The sequence below is a fragment of the Variovorax sp. RA8 genome (assembly GCF_901827175.1).
Classification (GTDB): domain Bacteria; phylum Pseudomonadota; class Gammaproteobacteria; order Burkholderiales; family Burkholderiaceae_C; genus Variovorax.
In genome coordinates, this window is sequence record NZ_LR594662.1 from 2,514,518 (window position 1) to 2,540,496 (window position 25,979).

The following is a 25,979-nucleotide window of genomic DNA, read 5'->3' on the forward strand; positions in this document are numbered from 1 at the left end:
TCGGTTGATCATGCGCAAACGCGGCGCAACCCGGAGCGATCATTGCGAGGGAATCGCCGCGGGTTGCGCTGGATCAAGACGCTGGATGCAGACGAACTTCGTCTCACTTCGTCTCGGGTGGAGGCGACGCAGGGCGGTCCGTCTCCCTGGGCCGCAGCGCAGCCTCCTTGGCAGCGCTTGCCGCGGCACGTGTCGCTTCCTCCGCCTTCCTGAGCGCTTCACGGGTCGCTGCGGCCGCCTTCTCGGCTTCTTCCTTGCTCGATGACACGGCTCGCCTGGACGCGTCCTCCGCCTGGGCGAGTGCCTCACGGGCGGCGGCCGCGGACTTGCTGCTCGCCTGCGCAGCGGCGCGAGCGGCTTCGCGGCTCGCGTCGCCCGCCTTGCTTGCCGATGCAGAAGCCTTCTCCTCGAAGCGGCGCGCGGATTCCGCAGCCTTGCGCGCCGCTCGCCGGATGGCCTCGGCGAAAGCTTTGGAGACCTTGCCTGCGGTGGCTTCGCTCCTTTGCAAGGCCGCCTTGGCGTCGTCGGCCGCCCGGCGCGCAGCGGCTTCCGCCTCGCGTGCGGCCTTGTTTGCGGCATCTCTGGGCTTCTTCACAGGGCCGGGCGGCGGACTCAGCTGTCCAGGTTGGGTGTAATCCGCGGCAAATGTTGCTGAGCTGAACGCCATCGCGAGCATGACCAGCATGGTGGTGGGTTTCATGTGCGTACCTTGGATGAGGTGGGTGGGAGCGCTCAGCATGCGATGCAACGGAGGGGCAAGGCTTGCGCCAACGCAAAGGAGACCAACGAGCTGCCGAGGCGCCCGCGGCAGCTGCGGGCGCCGCGCCCTGCCACCAGGGGGCGGCACTCAGCAGGCGGTTTCAATGCGGCCGGCTCGGGTACACGCTGGGCCACGTCACCTCCCGCCCCATCATCGCGCGGGCATACAGGTAGTTGTTGAGCGATCGCTCGCTCAGCGCGTCCATGTTCACGTGACCCTCTACGGTGCAGGGAAAGACGAATCCGCGGCGGCCCGCGAACAAGGCGTCGAAGCGGAGTTCCCAGCCGGTGGATGCATGCGATGAGTTCATGACCGTCTCCTCGTACGCCCCGGAGCCTGGTGGAATCGAGACTCTGCCGGGACGCCATCTCAATGTAGGCGCTGCGCTTTGCAGCTCGGTCAACGCCCGGCACCGAAAAGGAACAGTCTGTCAACGCTTTGTGTCATCCTGGGAACGGAGCATCGTGACCGGTCCGACTGGGCCGGCCTGAGGCCACACACTTGTACGCGACACCGGACAGGCAGGTCCTGGGCCTGGCTCAGGCGGCTTGCCTTGCGTCGAGCCGAGGATGAACGGGAAGCGCATTCAGCGGAATGCGAAGGTAGGCGACGCCGTTGTCGTCCGGGGGCGGGAGCTGCCCGCCGCGCACGTTCACCTGAATCGACGGCAGGATGAGCGTCGGAACATCGAGCGTGGCGTCACGAGCCGTGCGCATTGCGACGAAGGCGTCCTCGCCGATGCCGTCGCGCACATGAATGTTGCCGGCTCGCTGCTCGGCGACGGTGGTCTGCCAACGCGGCTGTCGAGATGCAGGTGGGTAGTCGTGGCAGACGTACATCGTGGTCTCGGGCGGCAGGTCCAGCAGTCTGCGCATCGAGGCGTAGAGCTGGCGGGCGTCGCCGCCGGGGAAATCCGCACGTGCGCTGCCGACGTCGGGCATGAAGAGCGTATCGCCGACGAAGACGCAGCCGTCCACCAGGTAGGCCATGTCCGCCGGAGTGTGGCCTGGCACCAGCATTGCAGTGGCCTCCACCTGGCCAATCTTGAAGGTCTCGCCGTCCGTGAAGAGGTGGTCGAACTGGCTCCCGTCCGGCAGGAAACTGCGCTCGAAGTTGTAGAGTTTCCTGAAGGTCGCCTGGACGGTGCGGATGTTCTCGCCGATGGCGATGAGGCCGCCGACCTGCGACTGGATGTGGCGTGCGCCGGACAGATGGTCGGCGTGCGCATGGGTTTCCAGAATCCAGTCGACCTGCAGGCCCATGTCCCGGACATAGGCCAACAGCCGGTCGGCGCCGGCCGTGCTCGTGTGCCCGGACTTGAAGTCGTAGTCCAGCACCGGGTCGATGATCGCGGCTCGCCGCGTCGCATGGTCCCAGACGACATAGGAGACGGTCCACGTATGAGGATCGAAGAAGCCTTGGGTCGTCGTTCGGGCCGTCATGGAGTCCTCCGTAAGTGCGTCATGATTGCTTTCGCTTCGCGGCACGCCGGCCTGGTCGTCGGCATGGCGAGTCCGGCCCAAAGCTTCAATGCGCCATGAGCACCGGTACGCACATCGAATCGAGGACGGCACGCGATGCGCCCCCAAGCACAAGCTCGCGTGCCCGCGTGTGCCCGTAGCACCCCATCACGATCAGGTCGGCGGCGGTCTCGGAGGCCAGCGACAGGATGGCCCGGCCGGCGCCGCTGTCGTCGAGCCGCCGGTGCTCGTGGACGTGATCGATGCCATGCAGATGGAGGTACGGGATCAGTTCCACGGGCGCCGGGAATGCCTCGTCGACGTTGTCGCTCGCACAGACCAGATGGACCTGGCTCGCAGCGCGAAGAAAAGGCAGGGAAGCGGTCAATGCATGGGCACATTCGGGCGTCGATTTCCACGCCACCAGGACCGTTTTCGGTGCCGGCGTCGCGGCACCTGCGAAGGGAACAACGAGCGCGGGGCGGCCGCCGCCGATGATCACCGCCTCCGTGAGATCGCCGGGCACGTCGAAGCCGACGGCATCCCTGGGGTCGCGCTGGCCGAGCACCAGGAGATCCGCCGACAGTGCGCGGCGTGCGAAGCTCGGGATGACCGGCTCTCCTTGCAGCTCCAACCAATCGACTGCGACATCACCCCATGTACGCGCTCGCAGGACAAGCTCGTACGCGTGGGCGCGATGACCCGGATCGATCCGCCCGGCCATGCGGCTCGCCAGCGTGTCCCCCTTGAGAGGGAGCAGCGGCAAGTACTGGGGTGCCACCGCGAACAGGGCAGTGAGGACGGCGTCATGCCGTCGCGCCAGATGGTGCGCGAATCGCAGCCTCGCCTCGGCATGCGTACTGCCGTCGAGGTGCACCAGGATCGAACGGATGGGCGTCATGACGATCTGGTGGCGCGGGACCGAATCTGGTTGAAGCATCCATTCACTGTAGGAGCCGATCGCTGCTGTCGCGTTGCGCTGGATCAAGAGGTGCGTGCATGCGCGTCTTGACATGCATCAAGCCATCTTCGGCGAGTGCGCGGGTCGTCGCGCGGCGGCATGAGTCGCCTCGGCGCCGTTGAGCGCCGCGCCGAAGAACTGGAGCCGGCCGGCGCATGTCCCGTCGTTGATCTCTCGCGCAGTGAATGTCGTACTCAAGATGGGCGCTTCGCCGACGAGATCGGCGATTTCGGCGGCCGCCCCAAACTCGCCGGTGCCTCCGGCGACCGAGATCACCGCGACGTCAGGCAGATGGTCCCGCCGTCGGGTGACGAAGCTGCGCATCGGTCCTGCCAGCCGGCCGAGCCAGATCGGCGACACCAGGACGACCGCGTCGAAGTTTTTTGGAAACGGTCCGTCGTAGCGGATGGCCGGACGCCGTTGCAAAAGTGAATCCAGCACGCATCGCCAGATGCCCGGGATGCCCCGGCGCGGCCGTTCCTCGACGATCTCGGCCAGCTGCCAGCCCAGCTGGTTGCACAGCTGCTCCGAGAGCCGACGGGAGGTGCCGGTGTGCGAATAGACGACCACAAGGACCTTGCTCATTGAGTTCCTCCATCGGTGCGACATGAAAATGGTAGAGCGGCGCGGGCGAGCGAACCTTGCGCTCGATCAACCGCCTGGCTCCTTGGTCAGTCTCGGGTCACCCAGAGGATCAACGCCTTGAAACCGAGCCAAAGCACCGCGGCGCCCAGCAGCGCCAGCGATGCCGCGATGATCCGAAGCCTCTGCACGGCGCCCTCACCCATGCGACGGACAAGTGCTGACGCCGAAGAGCGTATAGGCAGGGCACTTGCCGAAGACCCCGGTCAGCAACAGGATGAGGCCGAGATAGCCCCAGGGGCCGATCACACTCGCCAGGGCCAGCGCGCAGAGCACGGCGCCCATGGTGACGCGGATCACCCTGTCGATGGTTCCCACGTTGCGCATCATGTTGGATTCCTTTCGGCATTGAATACCCGCATGGTGCTTTCTGGCGCGTGTGGCGCTATTGCGGTAGATCAAGCTTTGGTGCCGATGCGGCGTGCAGGAAAGCTTGATGCAGGTCAACCGTCACAGCAGATGCTGTGCCTAGCATCGTCACCACATGCTGCAGGAGAAACTCACATGGCACGCGAACTGATTCTTGCGGGCGTCACGACAGCCATGTTGCTGGGTGCCTCCCTGTCCCTCCCGGTCCTGGCACAGTCTCGCGGCGAGCTGCTGTATTCCACGCACTGCATCGCGTGCCATACCGCGCAGGTTCATTGGCGAGAGAGAAAGCTCGTCACCGACTGGACCAGCCTCAGGGCTCAGGTCTGGCGCTGGCAAACGGACGCAGCGCTGGGTTGGAACGACGATGACGTGGCCGAAGTCGCGAGATATCTCAACGACGAGTTCTACCGATTTCCGCCAGCAACCACGCCGGCGGGCTTGGGCGGATTTGCGTCACGCTGGGAAGGCCGAAGCCAAAGCCAGGAGCAACGCCGGATGCCGGCGGGCGAGAACCTGCGGCCGCCCGCTACAGGGGACAGCGAGAGCGGCGGACCTCGGCGCTGACGCGCACGCGTCGCCCGGCACGAACGGCAGGGCAGAGCGGTGGTCGATGCGCAAGGCTCTCCGGAAGCGGGCAGGAAAGGGCTGCCTGCGAGTTGATCTCGATCAGATGGTTCAAGTATTCATCGGCGCAGACTCGTAGCCGTCGCCGGGATACCTCCTAGATGCCCGGGAAACCGGAGTCATTCATGCGCCAAGACAAACTCACCACCAAGTTCCAGGAAGCCCTCGCCGATGCGCAGTCGCTCGCGCTGGGCAACGACAACGCCTACATCGAGCCGGTCCACCTGCTGGTGGCCATGCTGCGCCAGGGCGAGGGCCCGCGTGCATTGCTGGAGCGTGCCGGCGCCAACGTGCCGGGCCTGCTGAACGCGGCCGAGGCGGCCATCAAGCGGCTGCCGCAGGTCCAGGGCCACGACCAGGTCCAGGTCGGACCCGAGCTGGCCAAGCTGCTGCAGGCCACCGAGAAGGAATCCATCAAGCGCAACGACCAGTTCATCGCCAGCGAGCTCTTCCTGCTGGCCCTGGCCGACAGCAAGGCCGAGATCGGTAACCTTGCGCGCAGCCACGGCGCCACGCGCAAGTCCCTCGAAGCGGCCATCGAAGCCGTGCGCGGCGGCCAGGGCGTCGACAGCCCCGAGGCCGAAGGCCAGCGCGAATCCCTCAAGAAATACACCCTCGACCTCACCGAGCGCGCGCGCCTGGGCAAGCTCGACCCCGTCATCGGCCGCGACGAGGAAATCCGCCGCGCCATCCAGGTCCTGCAGCGCCGCACCAAGAACAACCCCGTGCTCATCGGCGAGCCTGGCGTCGGCAAGACCGCCATCGTCGAAGGCCTCGCCCAGCGCATCATCGCCGGCGAGGTCCCCGAGTCCCTCAAGGGCAAGCGAGTCCTCTCCCTGGACATGGCCGCACTGCTTGCCGGTGCCAAGTACCGCGGCGAATTCGAGGAGCGCCTCAAGAGCGTCCTCAACGAACTTGCCAAGGACGAGGGCCGCACCATCGTCTTCATCGACGAGCTCCACACCATGGTCGGCGCCGGCAAGGCCGAGGGCGCCATGGACGCCGGCAACATGCTCAAGCCCGCCCTTGCGCGCGGCGAGCTCCACTGCGTGGGCGCCACCACCCTCGACGAGTACCGCAAATACATCGAGAAGGACGCTGCCCTGGAGCGCCGCTTCCAGAAGATCCTCGTGGGCGAGCCCAGCGTCGAGGCCACCATTGCCATCCTGCGCGGCCTGCAGGAGAAATACGAAGTCCACCACGGCGTCGACATCACCGACCCTGCCATCGTCGCTGCCGCCGAGCTCTCCGACCGCTACATCACCGACCGCTTCCTGCCCGACAAGGCCATCGACCTCATCGACGAGGCCGCCGCCAAGATCAAGATCGAGATGGACTCCAAGCCCGAGGTCATGGACCGCCTCGACCGCCGCCTCATCCAGCTCAAGATCGAGCGCGAGGCCGTGCGCCGCGAGAAGGACGAGGCCTCCCAGAAGCGCCTGGGCCTCATCGAGGAGGACATCGCCCGCGTGCAGAAGGAGCTCGCCGACCTCGACGAGATCTGGCAGGCCGAGAAGGCCCAGGCCCAGGGCAGCGCGCAGATCCGCGAGGAGATCGACAAGATCAAGTTCCAGATCGCCGAATTCACCAGCAAGGGCGACTTCAACAAGGTTGCCGAGCTGCAGTACGGCAAGCTGCCCGGCCTGGAAAAGCGCCTCAAGGAGGCCCAGGACACCGAGGCCACCAAGGGCAAGTCCAGCGCCCCCACGCTCTTGCGCACCCAGGTCGGCGCCGAGGAGATTGCCGAAGTCGTGGCGCGCGCCACCGGCATCCCCGTCTCCAAGCTCATGCAGGGCGAGCGCGACAAGCTGCTGCAGATGGAGGACAAGCTGCACGAGCGCGTGGTCGGCCAGGACGAGGCCATCGGCGCTGTCGCCAACGCCATCCGCCGCTCGCGCTCGGGCCTGGCGGACCCCAACCGCCCCACCGGCTCCTTCCTCTTCCTGGGCCCCACGGGCGTGGGCAAGACCGAGCTGTGCAAGGCGCTGGCGGGCTTCCTGTTCGACAGCGAGGATCACCTCATTCGCGTCGACATGAGCGAGTTCATGGAGAAGCATTCGGTGGCGCGCCTGATCGGTGCGCCGCCCGGCTACGTCGGCTACGAGGAGGGCGGCTACCTCACCGAGGCGGTGCGGCGCAAGCCCTACAGCGTGCTCTTGCTCGACGAGGTCGAGAAGGCGCATCCGGACGTGTTCAACGTGCTGCTGCAGGTGCTCGACGATGGCCGCCTGACCGACGGGCAGGGGCGCACCGTGAACTTCAAGAACACGGTGATCGTGATGACCAGCAACATCGGCTCGCCCATCATCCAGTCGATGGTGGGGCGGCCGGCCGAGGAGATCAAGGACGCGGTGTGGGACGAGTTGAAGAACTACTTCCGCCCCGAGTTCCTCAACCGCATCGACGAGACGGTGGTCTTCCATGCGCTGGACGCGAAGAACATCGAGGCGATCGCGGCGATCCAGCTGAAGGTGCTGCAGCAGCGCCTGGCGAAGATGGACCTGGCGCTGGAGGTGTCGCCGGCGGCGCTGGCGGAGATCGCCAAGGTCGGCTTCGACCCGGTGTTCGGTGCGCGGCCGCTCAAGCGGGCGATCCAGCATCGCATCGAGAACCCGCTGTCCAAGCTGCTGCTCGACGGCAGCTTCGGGCCGAAGGACACGATCGTGGTCACCACCGATCCGATCCGGGCTCCCGGCAAGTTCATCTTCTCGAACGATCAGGAACTGGAAGTCCACGCTGCCTGAGCGCAGGCGGCTCCCATGAACAGCCCGCCAGATCCAGGAGATGCACATGACAGTGGCGTTCGAAGGTTTCCTCCAGGAGCCCCGCATCGCGTATTTCTCGATGGAGTTCGCGCTGAACGAAAACATGCCGACCTACAGCGGCGGCCTCGGCGTCCTGGCGGGAGATACGATGCGCAGCGCGGCGGACCTCGATCTCCCGATGGTCGGCGTCACCCTGGTCAGCCGGGCCGGCTATTTCCGCCAGGAGATCATCGACGGAGCGCAGGTCGAAAACCCCGATGCCTGGCAGCCGGAGAAGTGGTGTCAACGCTTGCCGGCCAGAGTGGCGCTGTCGATCGGCGGCCATGACGTCTGGATCGGCGCTTGGCTGCACCGGGTGGAGGGCCATTGCGGCGGTGTGATCCCTGTCATCCTCCTCGATACCGACCTGGCCGACAACAGCCCCGAGGACCGCGAGATCACGCACCATCTCTACGGCGGCGACGATGCGTATCGTGTGAAGCAGGAGATCGTGCTCGGCATCGGTGGGGCGCGGATGCTCGCCGCTCTCGGCGTGAAGGTGCTCAAGTACCACCTCAATGAGGGGCACGCCGCGTTCCTCACGCTGGAGCTGCTGCGGCGTCATGCTCATACGCCCCAGGAAGCGGGCAGCGGCGCTTTGCGTTACGACACTGCGGCCGTGCGGAGCCGCTGCGTGTTCACCACCCATACCCCCGTGGAGGCCGGCCACGACCAGTTTCCGTACGCGCTCGCCCAGCCGTTGCTCGGCGACTTCGTCGACGGTGCCCAGCTGAGGGCGCTCGCGGGCGCAGACCGGCTCAACATGACGAGGTTGGCGTTGAACCTGAGCGAGCATGTCAACGGCGTCGCCGGGCGGCACGCGGAGGTCTCCCGCCGCATGTTCCCAGGCTATGAGATCCGTGCCATCACCAATGGGGTGCATCCGTGGACATGGGCCTGCGACAGCTTCCGGCAGCTCTACGACAGATGCATTCCGCCCTGGTGCCATGAACCAGAGCTCCTGATGCGCGCGAACGAGATTGCCGACGAGGAGGTTCGAAAGGCCCACGCCGATGCCAAGGCTGCACTTGCCGAGGAGATCGTCAGGCTGGGCGGGCGCGCGCCCGACGCCGCGGTGGCAACCATCGGCTTCGGGCGGCGAATGACCCCCTACAAGCGACCGGACCTGCTGTTCTCGGACCTCGACCGCCTGCGCGAGATCGCCCGGCGCAATCCATTCCAGATCGTGCTTGCAGGCAAGGCCCATCCTCGCGACAGCGGCGGGAAGCAGTTGGTGGAGCGCCTGCACGAGTACGCGCGCCAGCTGGAGGGCGCTGTCCCTGTGGTGTTTCTTCCCGACTACGACGTGCGCATCGCACGTTTGCTCGTATCCGGCGTCGATGTCTGGCTGAACACGCCGCAGCGCCCGCTCGAAGCCTCTGGAACCAGCGGCATGAAGGCAGCCTTGAACGGCGTGCCCAATCTGAGCGTACTGGACGGCTGGTGGCTCGAAGGATGGATAGAAGGCGTGACAGGATGGGCCATCGGACGCGACGGCAACCCGGATGACGTGGCGGGCGACGCGAGTTCTCTTTTTGGCCAGCTGGAGAACGTGGTGCTTCCGCTCTTCTACAACGATGCCGCCGGGTGGACAAAGGTGATGAAAGGCGCCATCTCGCTCAACGCCTCCTACTTCAACAGCCACCGGATGTTGCGCCGCTATGCCGCAGAGACCTACCTGCGCTGAGCCGCGCCCCCGGCATTGATGAACATCAAGGCCGTCGAATGCTCTGCACGCGAAGATCGATGTATCGCGCCATTCTGCCGATGCACACTTGAAGAGGACCCGAGCCATGAACATCAAGACCATCCTCGTTCACCTGGACCACGCGGACAGGTGCAGCGCCCGCGTCGACCTCGCGCGCGCCATCGCGCGGACGCAGGGCGCTCATCTGATCGGGCTGCTGCCCAGCGGCTTGCTGGAGGGCACGGTTCCAGCAGACGCGCTTCCCACGGGCATGACCGACTACATCGCAGAATCCGCTCGATACTTGCAGCAGCGTGCGCAAGGCATCGCTGAGGGCTTCAGGGCCAGGATGGGGCAGATCTCGCATGAGGTCCGTGAGACCGACGGCACCACCATCGGCTCGCTCGTCGCGCACGGCCGGTCGAGCGACCTTGTCGTCGTCGGGCAGGAGGACCGCGCGAGCGAGTCGGATGTGCCGGTGCGCGGACTCGTGGCCCAGGTGATGCTCGACGTGGGCCGGCCGGTGCTCGTGGTGCCCTACGCCGGCAACTTCGAGCAGGTGGGGCAGGACGTCCTGCTGGCATGGGACGGGTCGCGCGCCGCCGCAGTGGCAATGCGCGAGGCCTTGCCGCTGCTGGCCCATGCGCGCCGGGTCACCCTTGCTTCGTTCCGGCGCACGGCGTCGAGCCAGGAGGATGCGCTGCTGATCCCGGACATGACCCGCTGGCTGCAGCGTCATGGCGTGGAGGCGACAGTTGAGCAGCACGTCACGGAGATCGACACTTCGGACGCGTTGCTTTCGCGAGTCTCCGACCTCGGTGCCGATCTGGTCGTGATGGGTGGATACGGGCACTCGCGTCTGCGCGAGAGGGTGCTGGGCGGCGTCACGCGCGAGGTTCTTGCCCACATGACAGTGCCGGTGCTGATCGCCCATTGATCTCTCTCCCGCGGGGACCAACCCCGGCGGACGTGCGCATAATCGGCCACGCCAGACGGACGATTGCGAGACCCCCTCAATGCGCATCCTGATCGTGGAGGACGACACCTTGCTGGGCGACGCAGTCGCAACGGGCTTGCGCCAGCTCGGTCATGCCGTCGATTGGTTCGGCGACGGGGTTCTCGCAGACGCCGCGCTTTCGACCGCGCCCTACGACGCAGTGGTGCTGGACCTGGGTCTGCCGGGCGGCGACGGCATGCAATGGCTTTCCCGCTGGCGTGGACGCGGCTTGAAGCTGCCCATGCTGATCCTGACGGCGCGCGATGCCGTGGAGCAGCGCATCGCCGGCCTTGATGCAGGAGCGGATGATTACCTGATCAAGCCGATCACCATCGACGAGCTCGCGGCGCGGCTTCGCGCCCTGGTGCGCCGTTCGTCGGGCCAGGCGCAATCGGTGTGGCAGCACGGCGCGCTCGAATACGACCCCGCCGCCAAGGTGGTGCGCTGGAAGGGACAGCAAGTGGACCTCACGGGGCGCGAGATGGCGTTGCTGGAGGCGCTGCTTGCGGATTCGCAGCGGGTGTTGTCCAAGGCTCACCTGCAGGAGAAGCTCTACGACTGGAGTGGCGGCGAACCGGAAAGCAACACCCTCGAGGTGCACATCCATCGCCTGAGGCGCAAGATCGACCCCCGGATCGTCCGCACCGTCCGGGGCATCGGCTATGCGCTCGGCTCCGGAGAGCCCTCGGCATGAGCGAGCGGAAGGCGCGAGAGCCGCGCAGCCTTCAGCGCAGGCTTGTGCTTTATCTGCTGATATGCGCGCCGCTCGTGTGGGCCGTGGCGCTGATCGTCTCCGTCGACCGGGCCCGCCACGAGGTCAACGAGCTCTTCGACACGGAGCTGATCCGCCTCGCGCGCCAAGTGCAAGTGACGCTCAGCGACACCAAGGTGATGGGCGCAGATGCACTGCCGGCGCCGCCGGGGCCAGGGAGCCAGGCAGCCGGCGAATCCGACTTGCGCGACCTGGCCGTCGCGGTCTGGGACGGGCAGGGCCGGCTGTTGCTGGCCGACCGGGAAGGGGCGGAGCTGCCCCGTCGGCAGGACCGTTCGGGTTTTGTCGACGAGAAGATCGGTGACGAGAGTTGGCGCGTGTACTACCTCCAGTCGGTCAACGGCGAATGGCTGGTGGCTGCCGGGCAGAAGATCTACGAACGTGACGAGCTGGTCTTCGGCCTGACGGCAAGCCAGGTGATCCCCTGGCTTCTCGTGCTGCCCGTGCTGCTGCTCACCATGAACTGGGCGGTTCGCCGGGCCCTGGAACCCCTGCGTCAGCTGACCACCGACCTCCAGGGGCGTGGCGCCGACGATCTGGAATCTGTCCCCACCCATTCGACCCCGGCCGAGTTGAAGCCCTTGGTCGGCGCCATGAACGGCCTGTTCGCGCGCATCGAGGCGTTGCTGGCACGGGAGCGCCGTTTCACGGCCGATGCCGCGCATGAGCTGCGCACGCCGCTGGCGATCCTGCGGGTCCAGTGGGATGTGGTCCGTCGTGCGGCCATCGGGCCGGAGCGCGACGAGGCCGAAGCCAAGTTCACTGCCGGCATGGAGCGGATGGGACGGCTCGTTGCGCAAATGCTGGCGCTCTCCCGCCTGGAAGCCGGCAACATGCCCAAGCCGAAGACGGAGGTCCGTTGGCCGATCGTGGTCGAGGAGGCGGTGAATGAATGCCTCGCCCTTGCGGAGCGCCGCAGGATCGAACTGGCGTGCGAATGGCCACCTGCTGACAGGTACCCCATGCCATTGCTCGGGGACGAGCACCTGCTCGTTGCTCTGCTGCGCAATCTGCTCGACAACGCCGTGCGCTACGCCCCGAGCGGAAGCACGGTGACGCTGCGCATCGGCGAGGAGCAACTGGAAGTGGAGAACGAAGGACCGCCCCTCGGCGAGGAGCAATTGGCCCGGCTGGGGGAGCGCTACTACCGCCCGGTCGGTCAGCGCGAGAGCGGCAGCGGCCTGGGCGTTTCCATCGCCCGTCGCGTCGCCGAGCTGCACGGGCTGGAGGTGGCCTTCGAAACCTGCTCGAACGGGCAGGGCGTGCGCGTCGTCGTGCGCTTCGCCGCCCCACCGCGCTGATGGCCTACCTGGCCTTCGCCTTGTCGAGCAGCGCCCGTGCCTCCTCGCGGCGCCCGGCGTCGGCCACCTGCCGCCCCGGGCGCGGTGGTGCCTGAATCGCGCGCTCCAGATAGGCTACAGCCTGATCGGGCTGCTTGGTCTCGAGCAGGTACTCGCCATAGAAGAAGTTGGGGTCGATGCCCTTGGGATTGAGCGACAGCGCCCTCTGCAGGAGCTCCCTGGCCTTCGCCTTGTCGCCGAATCCGACCGGCCAGCCCGGCACTTTGTAGTAGAGAACGCCGAGGCTGTTGTAGGCCGAGCCATCGAGCACGTCGCCGTTGATGCGGATGGCTTCCTCGTACAGCGCCTTGGCCTGCTTGACCAGGCCCAGCGCCCCGAGCCCGCCCTTTTCGCCCGCCCACGAGCTGACGATGATGCCTTCCCACACCAGGGGTTCGCTGCGGTCCGGATACGCCTCGCTGACCTTGCGCGCCTTGGCGGCAAGTGCCTCGAAGCGCTTTTCGCGCTCGGCGGGCGGGGTCTGGTAGCGAATGACTTCCCAGTCCCGCTGCAGTTCGGCGATGGACTCTTCCACCGCAGCGGCACCGGCAAGGCGCGGCAGGCCGGCGAGTGCGGCGGCGGCGAGCAGGGCGCTCATGCAGCGTCGTCGAGGCAATGGGGTGGGCGATGGGTGTTCGGATCGGTTGGTCATGGCACAAGCCTCATGGATTGACAGTGAAGGAATCGGTGCGGGTCGTGGTACCCCCGGCCCCATCGGAGGGTTCCTGCGGCAATACCGGCAGGCTGCGGCGATGCTTGGCGAAGGCACCGTCGAGCAGCGCCGGAGCCAGGCCGTTGATGCGTACCGCGAGCTTCTCTGGATAGCCGAGGAAGCGCTCCGGTGCTTCTTCCTCGAGCATCTTGAGCATCGACCGAGCCACGACGGCAGGGTCGTCCACCGCGCTTCCGGTGGCGCGGTTGTAGGCCTCCACTTCCCGGCTGTTGAAGGTGGTTCGCGTGGTGCGCGGGCCTACGTACTGCACCAGCACCGTGCTGTCCGCCAGCTCGCGGCGCAGTGCTTGCGCGAAGCCGCGCAGGCCGAACTTGCTCGCGCTGTAGATGCTGTAGCCGGGCAGCCCGATGCCTCCCAATGCCGAGCCTACGCAGATCACCTGGGCACGGGGCAGGTGGCGCAGATGGGGCAGCAGGGCGCGCGTCAGCAGCATCGGCGCCAACAGGTTCGTCTGCACCACGCGCGCCATGCTTTCCGGTGTCGCCGTCTCGAGGTGTCCGAAGCTGGCAAGGCCGGCCGCGTGGACGATCACGTTGCATCCCCAGGCACGCGCGGCTTTCGCCAGGCCGGTCAGGTCCGCGGCGCTGGTGAGGTCCGCGGAGTGCCACTCGACACGTGGCGGATGGAAAGTCGAGCGACCCATCAGCGCCCGCGACTGGGCTGCCAGCTTGGCCGGCGAGCGTCCCGACAGCATCAGCGCGGCTCCGGCCTGCAGGAGGACTGTGGCGGCTGCCTCGCCGATACCGCCGTAGGCGCCCGTCAGCAGGACGCGTGCCTCGGCGGCCTTCACGAAGCGACTCCCATGCCCGACCGGCTCGAGGCCTCGCGGGTCGCTTGCGGCAAAGGCAGGTCGCGGAACACGTCGCCGTAGAGCCGGAAGAAGGCGCGGGCTGCGTGGACGATGTCCGCCTGGTCCCGGGGGTCCTCGATGACATTCATGAGCATCGCAAAATGCGCCGTGTGCTCCTGGTCCAGCGTGCCGTGCGAGCGCAGGTAGCTGAAGGCACCGTCGGGAAGGGCCAGGGACTGCTGGATCTGGTCGGCGGCCAGCAGTGCCAGCGAGACGCTGGTGCCTTCCAGCACGTGCACCATGCCGAAGAAGCCTAGTGGATTGCGCCTCGCGATCATGTCGTACGCGTAGGCCACCATGACTTCGGCAGCATGGCCGGGCATCCCTTCGCGAACGGCGTCGGCATCACCGCCGCAGGCCCGGATGTCATCGAGGATCCAGCCGTCATGGCCTTGCTCTTCCTCGATGTATTCGTCGAGCGGACCGCGCAGCCAGGCATGGCGTTCGGGAAGCGCCGCCTTGCAAGCCCGCAGCAGCGGCACGGTATGGCGCACGTGGTGGTACGCCTCGCGCAGGAAGGCGACGTAGCTGGGGAGCGAGACTTCGCCACGCAGGCAGCCCTGGATGATGGGGGCTGTCAGCAGGCCAGAGCGGGCGTCGTCGGTTTGCTTGAGCAGGGTTTCGTAAAAACTCATGGGAGCTCCGGGCGGGATGATTCAAGTCGAGGGAATGCCAAGCGCATCGGCATGCGCCGTCAGGATGGCGGCGCGTTGCGGGCGCCCGTTGGGCGTCGCCATGCCGGAAGCGGCATCGAAAGGGGCGCGCCCGCGCGTCCAGCGGTGCACGCGCGCATAGTCGGGAAGACGTGCATTCGCGGCATCCACGGCCGCCTGCAGATCGGCGTCGGTGGTTTCGGCCCGCAAGGGCCACAAGACGGAACTGAGCGTGGCTTGCCCGTCTCCGAGGACGACGGCTTGGCCGATGGCGGCCTCGTCGCGCAGTTGGGTCTCGATCCACTCGGGCGAAACATTGCGTCCGAAGGAGGTGATGAGGACCAGCTTCTTTCGCCCGCGCACGGACACGAACCCATCCTCGTCGATGCTGCCGAGGTCGCCCGTGGGCCACCAGGCCGGCGTAGGGGTCGGGTCGCCGAGATAGCCCGAGAACAGGCTGCCCGCGATTTCGATCTCCCCGTCCGCCGCGATGCGCAGCCGCGCGTGCGGCAGCGCGCGCCCGGCGCTTCCGTCGCGCTCGGCGCCCGGCAGGTTGAGCGTCTGTACCGACGCGCCTTCGGACAATCCGTAGCCTTCGTAAGCCGGAAGGCCAACCGAACGCGCTGCGGCCAGCAGGCGCGATCCGACCGCGGCGCCGCCGACGGCCACCATGCGCAGCGAGGCCGGGGCGCGCTCACGGGCCTCGAGCAGATGATGGACCCAGGCCCGCAGCATCTGCGGCAGCAGGATGATGCTGTTGGGCTGGTGTCGCTGCACCATCGAATGGAAACGCGTGGCGTCGAAACTGGATGAGCCCTCGAGGCCGAGTTCCTTGAGTGGCAGGACGATGCAGGTTGCCCCGCGCGCAAGCGGCGCCATCAGCCCCGCGATGTTCTCGAGCAGCACGGCGAATGGCAGTGCGCACAGATGGCGCCGGATGTCCAGCGGGTCGAGCGCCTGCACCAGCCCGTTGGCAACGCGCTGCATGCTGTCTGCGCTGAGACAGACCCCCTTCGGTACGCCGGTGGTGCCCGAGGTGAAGGTGATCTTGGCCGTCCCCGGCGGCATCGGCGGCGCCCGGAAAGGCAGCCTGACCATGACGAGCGGTTCGTCGGCGATGTCGATGGCGCTCGAAGGTGCCGAGGGCCAGCGAGCTGCCAACGCGCCCAAGGTCAGCAGCGTATCGATGCCCGCGGTGCCGAGCACGTGGGAGAGCTGCTCGGCACTGAAGAAGAGCGGCAGCGGCACGTGTACCACCTGCGCCTGTGCACAAGCAAGGTCGGCCACCACCCAGGCGGGGGTGTTGTCCATCAGCGTGGCCAGCACCCGCGTGCCCTGCGCCGTGAGCTTGTGTGCAAGGGAGCGCGCCGCTGTGTCGAGGTCTGCGGCGCTCCAGGTGCGCCGCCCATTGTCCAGCGCTGTCATGCGGTGCGCTTGCCCAGTCGGCGCAGTGCATCCGGAAGATGTCCTGCGAGCACCAGCGGCCCATGCTCGTAATAGCTGCCCCAGTCCTTGGCATCCGGACCGAGCGCCGCCGAGTCGGCTTGGCCGAGTTCCAATGGCGCAACGCCGATCCGGACGAACAGTTGCCGCAGCTCCTGCGTCAGCGTGCCAACCACCCACTGGAAGCCTTGCGAGGCCAGGTACGGCCCCAGCAGATAGATCAGGCGGCGGCCTTCGCCAGCACGTCCGGCGGCCAGATGGCCGACTTCGACGATGTCCGAACGCGCGGCCCGCGGATTGTCATGCCGTGCGAGAACGCGTTCCACCGGCGCATCGAGATAGCGCTCCAGGAACAAGGGGCCCTGCGCGGCGTGGCGGTAGCCGGCCGCGGCGACGAGCGTGCCGGCACGGTCGTGCAGACTCACCAGCACGGGTGCGAAGTGCGTGACGTGGGCGCCGAAGCGTCTCGCGTAGACCTGCGTGATGAATTCCTCGACTTGCGTCCGACGAGGATCCCCGTAGGGATGAATCTCAAAGGGTGTTCGCGCGGGCGCCAGATGGGCGCGCGCCGACGACACACCGCCGTCCTTGTGGACGGACGAGGCCATGAACATATTCGCTCCAGATGCAGGCCCACTGAAGTGGGCTCAAGCATCCATGTTCACGGCGTTCGATGAACGGCTCCTTAAGCTGCGCTCTTTGCTGGCTGGACCGCCGTCGTCATCGTGCGGGCCCTCTCGGTGCCTCGCGATCCCGCATCATCTCCGTTGCCATGTCCCTCATCTCCATGCAGCGCTTCGCTCTGTCGGCCGGGCCGCCTCCCTGGGGGCCCATCCCGGGGCCGCCCATTTCGCACATCATCGACATGCCGCCGTGCATGGCCTGCATGTGCTCGGCCATCAAGGCCTGCCGTTCTTCGGGTGTCTTCGCGGCCATCATCTTCTGGTGCGCGTCGCGCATCCTTGTCATCTGGTGGTCGTAACGATGGGCCGGATCCTGCCACGCGCCGGAGTGATGCATGGCAGGCCCGGATGCGCAGCCGCCGAGCGCGATCGCCGCAGCGACAAGAAGGGTGGTTTTCATCATCGAGCTCCTTTGCGTCAGTATGAGATCCTCGAGCGGGGTGGACGTTGATGAAGATCAAGCCCCGACTGACTGCGTCGGTCGTCCCGCCGGAGCCGGCGCGCCGTCACACGCCCGGATTGGGCCGCCATGCCATGTCGATGCGGCCGTCGACGATGCCGATGCGGCGATCCGCGACCGAGGCGAAGTCCGTGTCGTGCGTAACCGCCACCACGCTCTTGTGAAGCTCGCGGGTCAGGCTCCGAAGAATGTCGCGTACGTTGGTGCTGGCGACCGAGTCGAGGTTGCCTGTCGGCTCGTCGGCGAGGATCACGAGCGGATCGTTCGCCAGCGCCCTGGCAATGGCGACGCGCTGGCGCTGGCCACCGGACAGCTGGCTGGGCTTCTTGCGGTGGTGGCCCTCCAGCCCGAACTGGTCCAGGAGCTCGGAGGCGCGAGCCACGGCCTCCCGGTCCGAGAGGCGTCCGAGCTTGCGGATCGGCAGCGACACGTTGTCGAGTGCACTGAACTCCGGCAGCAGGAAGTGAAACTGGAAGACGTACCCCAGCCGCGCGAGCCGAAAATCGGCGAGCCGATCCTCGTCGAAGGCGCTCGTGTCCTGCCCGTCGATCCAGATGCGTCCTTGCGTGGGCACGTCGAGCAGGCCGAGCAGGTAGAGCAGCGAGGACTTGCCGGAGCCCGAGGGCCCCATCACGCAGACGAACTCGCCGCGGTCGATCTCGAGGCTCACGTCTTCGACCAGGGTGACCGGAACCTCGCCCTCGAGCGTGCGGGTCACGTGTTCGACGCGAATCACCGGCCCGGCGCCCGGCTCGGCGCTGCTCACTGGAGCACCTTCGCCTTCGGCTGCGGTGCTATCCGCCTTCGGAGCGGCCGTGCGTCTCATGCCGCGCCCCGCAGGATGTCGACCGGTCGCACACTGCCTGCGCGCCGCGCGGGCAGGTATGAGGCCGCCAGGCAGGAGAGCATCGCGAAGCCGGCGGCCATTGCATGCTGTTGGGCACCCCAGGACATCGGCAGGCGGACAAGCTCCGTGACGCCGGGCGGGCGAATTTCGACCTGCGAGAGCATGTGCATCAGCGCCAGGCCGAGCAGCTCGCCCACGGCGCTGCCGATGAGGCCGACGATGAGGCCTTCCAGAAGAAAGATCCGTCGCAGGTCGCGCGGATGGAAGCCCATCGACTTCATGATCGCGATGTCCCGCGTCTTCTCCATCACGATGGTCGAGATGGTGTTGTAGATGCCGAACGCGGCCACCACGAGGATCGCCGCCACGACGCTGTACATGATGATGTTGCGCACCAGCAGCAGGCTCAGCAGGTCCTCGGAAGCTTCGATCCACGACACCGCCTTGTAGCCCGTGGCCGCCTCGATGTCCCGCGCCGTGCGCTGCGCCTCGTACGGATCGGCGAGCTGGATGATCACTCGGTTGACCCGGTTCTCCCGGCCCAGCAGCGCTTGCGCCCGCTTCAGCAGCACGAAGGCCTGGGCTTCGTCGTAGCTGGCGTTCCCGGTGCGGAAGATGCCAACCACGCGCAAGGACCGGCTGGTGCCGTCGGCGGCCAGCACGAGCAGCGTGCTTCCCAGGCGCAGGCTGAACTTGTCGGCAAGTCCGCGGCCGACCAGGATGCCGTTGGGGTCGGCTGCGAGCGCGTCGAGCGAGCCTGCCTGCAGCTTCTCTTCGATGGTCGTCACGTGTTTCATCTTTTCGGGCACGACGCCCGACAGGGTGACCCCCTGCTGACGCCCTGCGAAGGTGAGCACGGCAGCGTCGGCGAGCACCGGTGCAGCGCGCACGCCCGGCAGCGTCTCGATGAAGGCAAGCCGTTGCGACCAGCCGCGTATGCCCCTTGTCTCGCGCAGCGGGCGCACATTGCTGAGGTGGACTGCGCCCTCGGGCCAGCGCTGCGCGGCCGGCTGTGCGCGGCCTTGCCGAACGTCGTCGTAGACCGTGATGTGGGGACTGCTGTCCACGAGGCGCTTGACGAAGTCCTCTTGCGACCCGCGCATCAGGCCCGAGACCGCCAGGAAGAAGGCGACGCCAAGCACCACGCCCGTGAGCGACACGAGCGTTTGCCGCTTGCGGGTCGTCAGGTGTGCCAGCGCGATGTCGAGTGCGATCGCCATGTCGTCACTCGCTGGCCAGCGCAGCGGCGGCAGGAGAATCCGGTGGGGCAAGTACGCCGTGCGCGCGCTGCCCGTCGCGCAGGGCGTCGGATGGAGAGAGCACCACCACGTCGCCATCGGCGAGCCCCGACGCGATCTCGGTGCGCTCGGCCCCGACGATGCCCTTGACCACGGAGCGCCGGTTCAGCCGCCCGCTGGCCAGCAGCCACACGCGATCACGCTGGAGTGCGCGGTTGGGCAACAGCAGTGCACCCTCGCGCCGCGAGACGATCACGTTGGTGTCCATGGTCATGCCGCTTCGCATCGGCCCCGCATCGATGGGCGGGGCGTCGATCAGGCGCACCCGTACCCGGTAGCTGCGCGAAACGGGATCGCCCTTGGGAGTGATTTCGGCCACCCGCCCCTCGTAGAGCCGCTGGGGCAGGGCGTCGCTGCGCATCATGACGGTCTGACCGACCATGACTCGGGCGATGTCCTCTTCGTCGACCTCGGCCGTCACCCTCAGCGGGGCGCAGCATGCCAGCGCGAACACGGTCTGGCCTGCAGGCACGAACTGGCCCGCCTCGCCGTCGCGGCGCAGGACGATGCCGTCGGCAGGCGCTACGAGCTGGGTGTAGTCTCGCTGCGCCTGTGCCCGGCGCACTGCAGCCTCGGCCGCCTGCCACTCCATGCGTGTGCGATCGAGCTCGGCCGGTGCGACGAAGTGTTGCTCCACCAGGGAGCGGGTGCGCTCGAACTGGACCCGCGCCAGCTGTTCCCGCGCGCGCATCTCCTGGACGGTCTGGTCGAGGTCGCTCGACTCGATGCGCGCCAGCACCTGGCCCCGCTTGACCTGCCGGCCTTCTTCCGCATCGACCGACAGCAGCCGGCCGCCGGCCCGCGGCGCCACGGGCACCATGACAGTCGGCTCGACCGTGCCGGTGGCGTATACCGCCTCGATGGCCGGACCCCGCGTCGGCAGCGTGGTCTGCACGCGCACCGGCCATTGCCACCAGACAACGGCGATGGCCGGCACCGCCAGCAGGCCGAGGCCGAGGAGGATGAGCATCCTTGGTTTCAAGCGCGTTCTTTCCGCATGAGTGAAGCCTGTTATCGGCGAAGCGGGCACCTCGCCGGTTGATCCAGGTCAAGTCCTTCTTCCGGGCGAGCCTCAATAGCTCAAGCGCGCGTACCAGGTGCGCTGCGCGGCCTCGCGCGCCTGGTCCAGCGTATGGATCCCCTGGATCGCGAGCAGCGGGATCAGCCGCAGGAACACCTCCGCCGTCAGCAGCGCATCGCCCAGGGCGGTGTGGCGGCCAAGCACCGGGATGCCGAGGCGCTCGGCGATCGCCTCCAGCTCGTGCGACGCCTGCTGTGGACTGGCCACTGCCGACAGCAGCAGCGTGTCCAGCACCGGCTGGTCGAAGCGCAGCCCGGTGGCAGCTTCCTTCAACTGCAGGAAGCGCATGTCGAAGGCGGCGTTGTGGGCCACCAGCACCGTGTCGCTCGCGAAGGCATGGAAGGCCGGCAACACCTCGCCGATGCTCGGCTGGCCCGCCACCAGCTCGGGCGTGATGCCATGGATCGGAATGCCTGCCGCGGGGATGCCGCGGCCCGGATCGACCAGCTGCTCGAAGCACTCCTGGCGCAGCACCTTGCCGTTGACGATGCGCGCAGCGCCGATCTGCAGGATCTCGTCGCCTTGCGAAGGGTCGAGCCCGGTGGTCTCGGTGTCGAACACGGTGTAGGCCAGGTCGACCAGCCGCCGGCCGCCGAGCTCGTGGGTTTGCGCACCGCTGCCGAACAGGTCGAAATCGTAGTACTCGGGCCGGCTGCCGCTGCGCAGCACCGACGCGGCCTCCAGTTGCTCCTGGGGCTGGGTCAGAGGCAACAGGAAGCGGAAGAACGCCTCCTGCCGCGCGCGCTCGCGCTGGAACCAGAATGCGCCGCCGTGGCGCTCGACCACGTCGCGCACTGACAGCAGACTGGCTTCGTCGCCCACCGTCATGGGACTCGACTCCCAGCCGATGGCTGTCTCGGTGCTGATCGGCGCACCCTGCCAGACCAGGTCGAGGTGGGCGCGCTCGCCGTCGCGCTGTAGGCGCAGCTGAACGCGCCTGACGGCGAACTCCTCGGACAGGCGCGTCGCCAGCGAAGCCAGCGCCTGCAGCAGCGCATAGCTGTCGACCCTCAGCCACAGGCCCGCATCGACCTCGGAGGCGCTGGCGCGCATCGGAGTGCGTGCCTCGATGTGCCGCAGGGCGGCATGCAGCAGGTCCGCACCGAGCATCTCCTCGAGCGGCCAGCGCGTCTTCAAGTCTTTGCCGGCGCTCGCCGCGATCGCCTGGATGCGCCCGGTCATGGTGCGCACCTCCTCGCGCACCACGTTCAGGAAGCGCTCGCGCGCGGGCGCTTCCAGGTCGGGCAGCTCCAGCATGTCCACCGCCGCCTGCAGGCTGCCCAGCGACGAACGGCTGCCTTCGGTGAGCGCGTGCATGAGGCGGTCCCGCTCCGAATCCTGCTCGAACTCGCGCGTGATGTTGTGCAGCATCAGCACGAAGCCGGACAGCTGCGCGGTGTTCCCCGGCGCAGCGGACGGATCCCGCACCGGCGCCATCTGCACGCGCAGCAGCTGACCGGCGCGGGAGCTGGTGACGAACTGGGCCGCTGGCTGGGCGGCGCCGCGCTCCAGGCGCTGCTGGATGCTCTCCAGCGCGTGGGCGACGAGCTGACGATCGAACACGGCATAGATCGAGCGCCCCAGCCCTACGAGCTCTGCGCCGGCGGCCGGAGACAGCGCGCGGAACTGCAGCCGCGCGCGCGGGTTGTAGAGCAGGATGCGGCCATCGAGATTGCACACGATCACGCTCTGCGTGAGCTCCGACATCAACGCCGCCAGACGGCTGCGCTCGTGTTCGATACCGCGTGCGCCTTCCTGCACCTTGGCGGCGATGTCGTCGCGAAGCGCATTGCGCTCGCGAGCGAGCCGCTCGGCAACGTCGGCCAGGGCCCGGGTGCCGGCAGGGCATGCCGCCGTCGCAAGTACCGGCTGCCCATTCCCGGCATCATCGGCGACCAGCAGCGCCTGGGCGGCCTCGGCCACGCGGGCCGGCTGCTTCACCCAGAAAGCATGAGCACGATGGCCCAGCGCCCCCAACGCGAGGGCCAGCACCGCCCAGCCCAGCAGCAGCAGCGCGGCGCGCGGCCCCAGCACCGCGCCCAACGTTTCGCGCTCGGCTGGGCTCAGCGTGGCCGCCAGCATGGCACCGAGCCCCAGGCCGGCGAGCGCCAGCACGGCACCAGGCCCCAGCACGGCCGCGAGCTGGCGCGCAGCGGGTTTCACGGGGACAGCATCCGGCGTACGCGCTCGGCCAGCTCGCGCGTCGAGAAGGGCTTCGTCATGTACGCATCGGCGCCCAGGGCCAGGCCCTTGGCGATGTCGGTCTCCCGGCCCTTGGCGGTGAGCATGAGAATGCGGGTCCCGGCGAATGCCTCGTCGGCGCGCACCGCCTGGAGCACCTCGATGCCGGACTTGACCGGCATCATCACATCCAGCAGCACGAGGTCGGGCCTCAGCGTGCGGATGGCGTCCAGCGCCTGCTGCCCATCGCGCGCGATGCTCACGTCATAACCTTCGCGCTTCATCAGGAACTCGAGAGAAATGACGATGTTGGGCTCGTCGTCCGCGATCAGCACCTTGGAATTCATGGGTCTGTCTCCGGTTGCGCGGTCTCGTGCCGCAGTGGAAGCTCGAAGCCGAAGCATGCGCCCTGGCCGGATGCCGGATCGAGCCACATCCGGCCTCCGTAGTGCTCGACGATGCGGCGACTGATGGGCAGGCCCAGCCCGGTGCCCTGCGGCCGGTTCGCAGCGTCGCCGCCCTGGCGGAACTTCTCGAACACCAGCTCGCGCTGCCCGGGCGGCACCCCCGGGCCGTTGTCGCGCACGGAGCACACCACGCGGTCGCCTTCCGCCCGCAGACACAGCTCGGCATGCCCGGAGCCAGGCGGCACGAACTTGGCCGCGTTCGACAGGAGGTTGACCAGCACCTGCATCATGCGGTCCGGGTCGGCTTGCAGCGGCGGCAGTGCCGCAGGCAGGCGCAGCGACACGGTCGCGCCGCGCTCGCGGAAGAGCTCCTGTGTCGTCTGGACTGCCTGCCGAGCGAGTGCGCACAGGTCGACCTCCGTGGTGCGCCACTCGGCGGCGCCGGCTTCGATCTTGGCCATGTCCAATACCTGGTTGACCAGCCGCGTCAGCCGTTCGGTCTCGGCGACGACCAGGCCCAGGAACTGCTGGCGCTGCGCGGCGTCCATGCCGGGGTCGTCGAGCATCAGCTCGGCCAGCGCGCGTATGGAGGTCAGCGGCGTGCGCAGCTCGTGCGTCACCGAGGACATGAAGTCGTCCTTGAGCCGGTCCAGGCCCTTGAGCTGCTCGTTGAGCTGGCTCAGCTCGGCTGTCGCGCGCTCCAGGGAAAGCGATTTCTCCTCCAAAGCCTGCGAGTGCGCGCGCAGCGCGGCCGCCTCGCGCGAGGCCTCGTCCAGGATGCTCATCACGTCGTGCAGCTGCAGGTCCTCCTCCTGCACGACCGAGGCCACCATCAGTCGGGCCGACGACCCGCCAATGGCGCCGGCAAGCTGGCGCTCGACGAACTGCACCAGCCGTGCATCGGCGGCGATCGGGTCCGGCGCCGGCGCTCCGGTTCGCCGCGCGTACTCGTCCAGCAGCCGTCCGGTGGCTTCTGCGCCCAGGAAGCGGGTGGCCAGCTGGCGCAGGTCGGCGAGTTTCGCGGTGCCGCGCCAGAACACCGGGCCGGCATCGGCCGCAGGATCGGCGGTGCGCTGGAGCGCATCCACGAAGGTCAGCGCCTGGCTTGCTTCGCGCGCCGAGGGCCGCTGCAGGAGCGAGACGCCGAAGTACAGCGTCGTGTTGGCCAAGAGGCTCCAGAACAGCGCGTGCGTCAGGTTGTCCAGGCCGGCAAGACCCAGCAGACGTTCAGGCCGCAGCCATGCAATGCCGAAAGGCCCTTCGTCGACAAAGCGTGCCGCGATCCAGCCCGACTTCGCGATCGAGGGCAGCATCAGCGTCCAGGCCCATAGCAGGAAGCCAGCGCCCAGGCCTGCCAGCGCGCCATCGCGGGTGCCTCCTTTCCAGTACATCCCCGCGAGCATGGAAGGCGCGAACTGCGCCACCGCGGCAAAGCTGATCAGCCCGATGCTCACCAGCGCATAGTCCTCGCCTGCGATACGGTAGTAGAAGTAGCCGAGCAAGAGGAGCACGACGATCACCGTGCGCCGGACGCCCAGCAGCACGCCGCCGAGGTCCCGCGCAGTGCGCAGGCCCGCGCGCAGCAGCAGCGGCATCACGAGGTCGTTGCAGACCATGGTGGAGATCGCGATCGCCTCGACGATCACCATCCCCGTGGCCGCCGAGAGCCCACCGATGAATGCGGCGAGCGCCAGGCCGGGCTGGCCGGCGGCCAGCGGCAGCGAGAGTACGAAGGTCTCCGGGTTCTCGCTGCCGCCCTGGAAGTGCAGCAGCCCGCCGATGGCGATCGGCAGCACGAACAGGTTGATCAGCAGCAGGTACAGCGGAAAAGCCCAGGTGGCGCGTCGCACGTGGCGCTCGTCGACGTTCTCCACCACCATCATCTGGAATTGGCGTGGCAGGAAGAACACCGAGAACATGGCGAGCAGTGTCAGCGCGAACCACTGGCCGCCCGCGAACCCGCCGGCCCCGGGCGCGCCGCCGGAGTCGCTCCCAAGGGTGAGCAGCCGCGCAAGCTCGGGCTGGGCGGCGGCGCGGCCGAACAGGTCGCTCGGCCCGTCGAAGAGGCCCCAGGTGACGAAGGCCCCGACGGCAATGAATGCGATCAGCTTCACCAGCGACTCGAAGGCGATGGCCGCGACCATGCCCTCGTGACGCTCCGTGGTGTCGAGATGGCGTGCGCCGAAGGCCACCGTGAAGCCGGCCAGCACCAGGGCGATGTACAGCGTGCTGTCGCTCCACCAGGCCAGCGGCCGCGCGGGCGCGTCGGCGAGCAGCGCGTAGCCGCTTGCGATCGCCTTCAGCTGGAGCGCTATGTAGGGAAGGATGCCCACCACGGCGATCAGCGTGACCAGCATGGCCAGCAGCGGACTCTTGCCGTGCCTGCTGGCAATGAAGTCGGCGATGGAGGTGATGCGCTGGCTGCGTGAGATGCGGATCATCTTGCGCAGCACGGTCCAGGCCATCAGCATCCCCAGCGTCGGACCGAGATAGATCGGCAGGAACCAGAGTCCGGACGAAGCTGCTCGGCCGATGCTGCCGAAATAGGTCCAGGCTGTGCAGTAGACGCCCATCGAGAGGGTGTAGATCCAGGGGCTGCCGATGAGCGAGCGCCCTTCGCGGGCCCGGCGGTCGCCGACGTGCGCGATCGCGAACAGCACCGCCAGGTAGCCGAAGGCGGCCGCAATGACGAGGGGTGCTGCCTGCATGTCCTTCTCAGGGCTCGCCGGACGACTCGGCCGCCCATGCGGCGAGCGCGATCAGGCAGGCCCACCCGCCGAAGAGCGCGATCGGCATCAGCGGCAGTCCCCAGACCATGACCGCACGGTCCCAGAGCGTGAGCAGCGGGACATTGAACAACAGCCACCCGAGCGCGAACAGGCCGACCAGGCGTTGGGGCTTCGAGCTTTCGGACATGCGTTCCT

At 67.7% G+C, this 25,979-nt stretch carries 25 protein-coding genes; 6 read left to right on the forward strand and 19 right to left on the reverse strand.

Annotation, left to right across the window (positions count from 1 at the left end; genetic code table 11):
* Window positions 1–103 precede the first annotated feature (103 nt).
* From E5P3_RS11920 to E5P3_RS11945, 6 genes are all read right to left on the reverse strand, one after another.
* Window positions 104–676: a hypothetical protein gene (locus E5P3_RS11920; protein WP_232073104.1), complete on the reverse strand. Its 573-nt coding sequence runs from the start codon at window positions 674–676 to the stop codon at window positions 104–106.
* Window positions 677–860: 184 nt separating this feature from the next.
* The gene (locus tag E5P3_RS11925) at window positions 861–1,070 is read right to left on the reverse strand and encodes a hypothetical protein (protein ID WP_162586163.1); all 210 of its coding nucleotides are present in this window, start codon (window positions 1,068–1,070) and stop codon (window positions 861–863) included.
* 229 nt (window positions 1,071–1,299) lie between these two features.
* Window positions 1,300–2,202, reverse strand: coding sequence for an MBL fold metallo-hydrolase (locus tag E5P3_RS11930; protein WP_162586164.1), 903 nt, complete (start codon window positions 2,200–2,202; stop codon window positions 1,300–1,302).
* 85 nt (window positions 2,203–2,287) lie between these two features.
* The gene (locus tag E5P3_RS11935; RefSeq protein ID WP_162586165.1) at window positions 2,288–3,121 is read right to left on the reverse strand and encodes a universal stress protein; all 834 of its coding nucleotides are present in this window, start codon (window positions 3,119–3,121) and stop codon (window positions 2,288–2,290) included.
* 117 nt (window positions 3,122–3,238) lie between these two features.
* Window positions 3,239–3,766, reverse strand: coding sequence for a flavodoxin family protein (locus E5P3_RS11940; RefSeq protein ID WP_162586166.1), 528 nt, complete (start codon window positions 3,764–3,766; stop codon window positions 3,239–3,241).
* A gap of 195 nt (window positions 3,767–3,961) precedes the next feature.
* Window positions 3,962–4,153 carry a YgaP family membrane protein gene (locus E5P3_RS11945; RefSeq protein ID WP_162586167.1) on the reverse strand — a complete coding sequence of 64 codons (192 nt, stop codon included), beginning with the start codon at window positions 4,151–4,153 and terminating at the stop codon, window positions 3,962–3,964.
* A 174-nt stretch (window positions 4,154–4,327) separates the two neighbouring features.
* Between E5P3_RS11945 and E5P3_RS11950 the strand changes: the two genes are divergently transcribed.
* The 6 genes from E5P3_RS11950 (at window position 4,328) to E5P3_RS11975 (ending at window position 12,380) form a co-directional block, all read left to right on the forward strand.
* On the forward strand, window positions 4,328–4,759 hold the full coding sequence (locus E5P3_RS11950; RefSeq protein ID WP_162586168.1) for a cytochrome c: 432 nt from the start codon (window positions 4,328–4,330) through the stop codon (window positions 4,757–4,759).
* A gap of 185 nt (window positions 4,760–4,944) precedes the next feature.
* Window positions 4,945–7,563 carry an ATP-dependent chaperone ClpB gene (gene clpB, locus E5P3_RS11955; RefSeq protein ID WP_162586169.1) on the forward strand — a complete coding sequence of 873 codons (2,619 nt, stop codon included), beginning with the start codon at window positions 4,945–4,947 and terminating at the stop codon, window positions 7,561–7,563.
* Window positions 7,564–7,609: 46 nt separating this feature from the next.
* Window positions 7,610–9,310 (forward strand): alpha-glucan family phosphorylase, encoded by a 1,701-nt coding sequence (gene glgP / locus E5P3_RS11960; RefSeq protein WP_197893959.1) that lies wholly within the window; start codon window positions 7,610–7,612, stop codon window positions 9,308–9,310.
* Window positions 9,311–9,416: 106 nt separating this feature from the next.
* Window positions 9,417–10,247 carry a universal stress protein gene (locus E5P3_RS11965; RefSeq protein ID WP_162586171.1) on the forward strand — a complete coding sequence of 277 codons (831 nt, stop codon included), beginning with the start codon at window positions 9,417–9,419 and terminating at the stop codon, window positions 10,245–10,247.
* 79 nt (window positions 10,248–10,326) lie between these two features.
* Window positions 10,327–11,001, forward strand: coding sequence for a response regulator (locus tag E5P3_RS11970; protein ID WP_162586172.1), 675 nt, complete (start codon window positions 10,327–10,329; stop codon window positions 10,999–11,001).
* Window positions 10,998–12,380: an ATP-binding protein gene (locus E5P3_RS11975; RefSeq protein ID WP_162586173.1), complete on the forward strand. Its 1,383-nt coding sequence runs from the start codon at window positions 10,998–11,000 to the stop codon at window positions 12,378–12,380. Before E5P3_RS11970 ends, E5P3_RS11975 begins: the two co-directional genes overlap by 4 nt.
* 4 nt (window positions 12,381–12,384) lie before the next feature.
* Here the strand turns inward: E5P3_RS11975 and E5P3_RS11980 are convergent, their stop codons facing one another.
* The 13 genes from E5P3_RS11980 to E5P3_RS12040 all read right to left on the reverse strand — a co-directional run bounded on the left by E5P3_RS11980 (window position 12,385) and on the right by E5P3_RS12040 (window position 25,971).
* Complete coding sequence (locus E5P3_RS11980; protein ID WP_162586174.1) at window positions 12,385–13,017, reverse strand: tetratricopeptide repeat protein; 633 nt, start codon at window positions 13,015–13,017, stop codon at window positions 12,385–12,387.
* Between the two features lie 64 nt (window positions 13,018–13,081).
* Window positions 13,082–13,942 carry an SDR family oxidoreductase gene (locus E5P3_RS11985; RefSeq protein ID WP_162586175.1) on the reverse strand — a complete coding sequence of 287 codons (861 nt, stop codon included), beginning with the start codon at window positions 13,940–13,942 and terminating at the stop codon, window positions 13,082–13,084.
* Window positions 13,939–14,637: a TenA family transcriptional regulator gene (locus E5P3_RS11990; protein ID WP_162586176.1), complete on the reverse strand. Its 699-nt coding sequence runs from the start codon at window positions 14,635–14,637 to the stop codon at window positions 13,939–13,941. The genes E5P3_RS11985 and E5P3_RS11990 overlap by 4 nt, the downstream gene beginning before the upstream one ends.
* Window positions 14,638–14,658: 21 nt before the next feature.
* Window positions 14,659–16,080, reverse strand: a complete 1,422-nt coding sequence (locus E5P3_RS11995; protein ID WP_162586177.1) for an AMP-binding protein — start codon at window positions 16,078–16,080, stop codon at window positions 14,659–14,661.
* Window positions 16,077–16,712 (reverse strand): thermostable hemolysin, encoded by a 636-nt coding sequence (locus tag E5P3_RS12000; protein ID WP_232073105.1) that lies wholly within the window; start codon window positions 16,710–16,712, stop codon window positions 16,077–16,079. The genes E5P3_RS11995 and E5P3_RS12000 overlap by 4 nt, the downstream gene beginning before the upstream one ends.
* A gap of 106 nt (window positions 16,713–16,818) precedes the next feature.
* Entirely contained in the window at window positions 16,819–17,181 is a 363-nt protein-coding gene (locus tag E5P3_RS12005; RefSeq protein WP_162586178.1) for a hypothetical protein, read from the reverse strand.
* Window positions 17,182–17,287: 106 nt separating this feature from the next.
* Window positions 17,288–18,007, reverse strand: coding sequence for an ABC transporter ATP-binding protein (locus E5P3_RS12010; RefSeq protein ID WP_197893960.1), 720 nt, complete (start codon window positions 18,005–18,007; stop codon window positions 17,288–17,290).
* Between the two features lie 56 nt (window positions 18,008–18,063).
* Window positions 18,064–19,308, reverse strand: a complete 1,245-nt coding sequence (locus E5P3_RS12015) for an ABC transporter permease (RefSeq protein WP_162586180.1) — start codon at window positions 19,306–19,308, stop codon at window positions 18,064–18,066.
* A 4-nt stretch (window positions 19,309–19,312) separates the two neighbouring features.
* Window positions 19,313–20,356, reverse strand: a complete 1,044-nt coding sequence (locus E5P3_RS12020; protein ID WP_162586181.1) for an efflux RND transporter periplasmic adaptor subunit — start codon at window positions 20,354–20,356, stop codon at window positions 19,313–19,315.
* A gap of 102 nt (window positions 20,357–20,458) precedes the next feature.
* Window positions 20,459–22,630: an exonuclease domain-containing protein gene (locus E5P3_RS12025; protein ID WP_232073106.1), complete on the reverse strand. Its 2,172-nt coding sequence runs from the start codon at window positions 22,628–22,630 to the stop codon at window positions 20,459–20,461.
* On the reverse strand, window positions 22,627–22,995 hold the full coding sequence (locus tag E5P3_RS12030) for a response regulator transcription factor (protein WP_162586182.1): 369 nt from the start codon (window positions 22,993–22,995) through the stop codon (window positions 22,627–22,629). The genes E5P3_RS12025 and E5P3_RS12030 overlap by 4 nt, the downstream gene beginning before the upstream one ends.
* A complete protein-coding gene (locus E5P3_RS12035) occupies window positions 22,992–25,763 on the reverse strand; it encodes a sensor histidine kinase (RefSeq protein WP_162586183.1) in 2,772 nt (923 codons plus the stop codon). The genes E5P3_RS12030 and E5P3_RS12035 overlap by 4 nt, the downstream gene beginning before the upstream one ends.
* A gap of 7 nt (window positions 25,764–25,770) precedes the next feature.
* Window positions 25,771–25,971 (reverse strand): hypothetical protein, encoded by a 201-nt coding sequence (locus E5P3_RS12040; RefSeq protein ID WP_162586184.1) that lies wholly within the window; start codon window positions 25,969–25,971, stop codon window positions 25,771–25,773.
* Window positions 25,972–25,979: the final 8 nt, after the last annotated feature.

Excerpts from the sequence above, each read along its gene's own strand:
- E5P3_RS12030 (WP_162586182.1), bottom strand. The coding sequence starts at position 22,995 with ATGAATTCCAAGGTGCTGATCGCGGACGACGAGCCCAACATCGTCATT.
- E5P3_RS11925 (WP_162586163.1), bottom strand. The coding sequence starts at position 1,070 with ATGAACTCATCGCATGCATCCACCGGCTGGGAACTCCGCTTCGACGCC.
- E5P3_RS11930 (WP_162586164.1), bottom strand. The coding sequence starts at position 2,202 with ATGACGGCCCGAACGACGACCCAAGGCTTCTTCGATCCTCATACGTGG.
- E5P3_RS12035 (WP_162586183.1), bottom strand. The coding sequence starts at position 25,763 with ATGCAGGCAGCACCCCTCGTCATTGCGGCCGCCTTCGGCTACCTGGCG.
- E5P3_RS12005 (WP_162586178.1), bottom strand. The coding sequence starts at position 17,181 with ATGAAAACCACCCTTCTTGTCGCTGCGGCGATCGCGCTCGGCGGCTGC.
- E5P3_RS11950 (WP_162586168.1), top strand. The coding sequence starts at position 4,328 with ATGGCACGCGAACTGATTCTTGCGGGCGTCACGACAGCCATGTTGCTG.
- E5P3_RS12020 (WP_162586181.1), bottom strand. The coding sequence starts at position 20,356 with ATGCTCATCCTCCTCGGCCTCGGCCTGCTGGCGGTGCCGGCCATCGCC.
- E5P3_RS11995 (WP_162586177.1), bottom strand. The coding sequence starts at position 16,080 with ATGACAGCGCTGGACAATGGGCGGCGCACCTGGAGCGCCGCAGACCTC.
- E5P3_RS11940 (WP_162586166.1), bottom strand. The coding sequence starts at position 3,766 with ATGAGCAAGGTCCTTGTGGTCGTCTATTCGCACACCGGCACCTCCCGT.
- E5P3_RS11975 (WP_162586173.1), top strand. The coding sequence starts at position 10,998 with ATGAGCGAGCGGAAGGCGCGAGAGCCGCGCAGCCTTCAGCGCAGGCTT.
- E5P3_RS12000 (WP_232073105.1), bottom strand. The coding sequence starts at position 16,712 with ATGTTCATGGCCTCGTCCGTCCACAAGGACGGCGGTGTGTCGTCGGCG.
- E5P3_RS11970 (WP_162586172.1), top strand. The coding sequence starts at position 10,327 with ATGCGCATCCTGATCGTGGAGGACGACACCTTGCTGGGCGACGCAGTC.
- E5P3_RS12040 (WP_162586184.1), bottom strand. The coding sequence starts at position 25,971 with ATGTCCGAAAGCTCGAAGCCCCAACGCCTGGTCGGCCTGTTCGCGCTC.
- E5P3_RS11980 (WP_162586174.1), bottom strand. The coding sequence starts at position 13,017 with ATGAGCGCCCTGCTCGCCGCCGCCGCACTCGCCGGCCTGCCGCGCCTT.
- clpB (WP_162586169.1), top strand. The coding sequence starts at position 4,945 with ATGCGCCAAGACAAACTCACCACCAAGTTCCAGGAAGCCCTCGCCGAT.
- glgP (WP_197893959.1), top strand. The coding sequence starts at position 7,610 with ATGACAGTGGCGTTCGAAGGTTTCCTCCAGGAGCCCCGCATCGCGTAT.
- E5P3_RS11935 (WP_162586165.1), bottom strand. The coding sequence starts at position 3,121 with ATGACGCCCATCCGTTCGATCCTGGTGCACCTCGACGGCAGTACGCAT.
- E5P3_RS12015 (WP_162586180.1), bottom strand. The coding sequence starts at position 19,308 with ATGGCGATCGCACTCGACATCGCGCTGGCACACCTGACGACCCGCAAG.
- E5P3_RS11965 (WP_162586171.1), top strand. The coding sequence starts at position 9,417 with ATGAACATCAAGACCATCCTCGTTCACCTGGACCACGCGGACAGGTGC.
- E5P3_RS11990 (WP_162586176.1), bottom strand. The coding sequence starts at position 14,637 with ATGAGTTTTTACGAAACCCTGCTCAAGCAAACCGACGACGCCCGCTCT.
- E5P3_RS11945 (WP_162586167.1), bottom strand. The coding sequence starts at position 4,153 with ATGATGCGCAACGTGGGAACCATCGACAGGGTGATCCGCGTCACCATG.
- E5P3_RS11920 (WP_232073104.1), bottom strand. The coding sequence starts at position 676 with ATGCTCGCGATGGCGTTCAGCTCAGCAACATTTGCCGCGGATTACACC.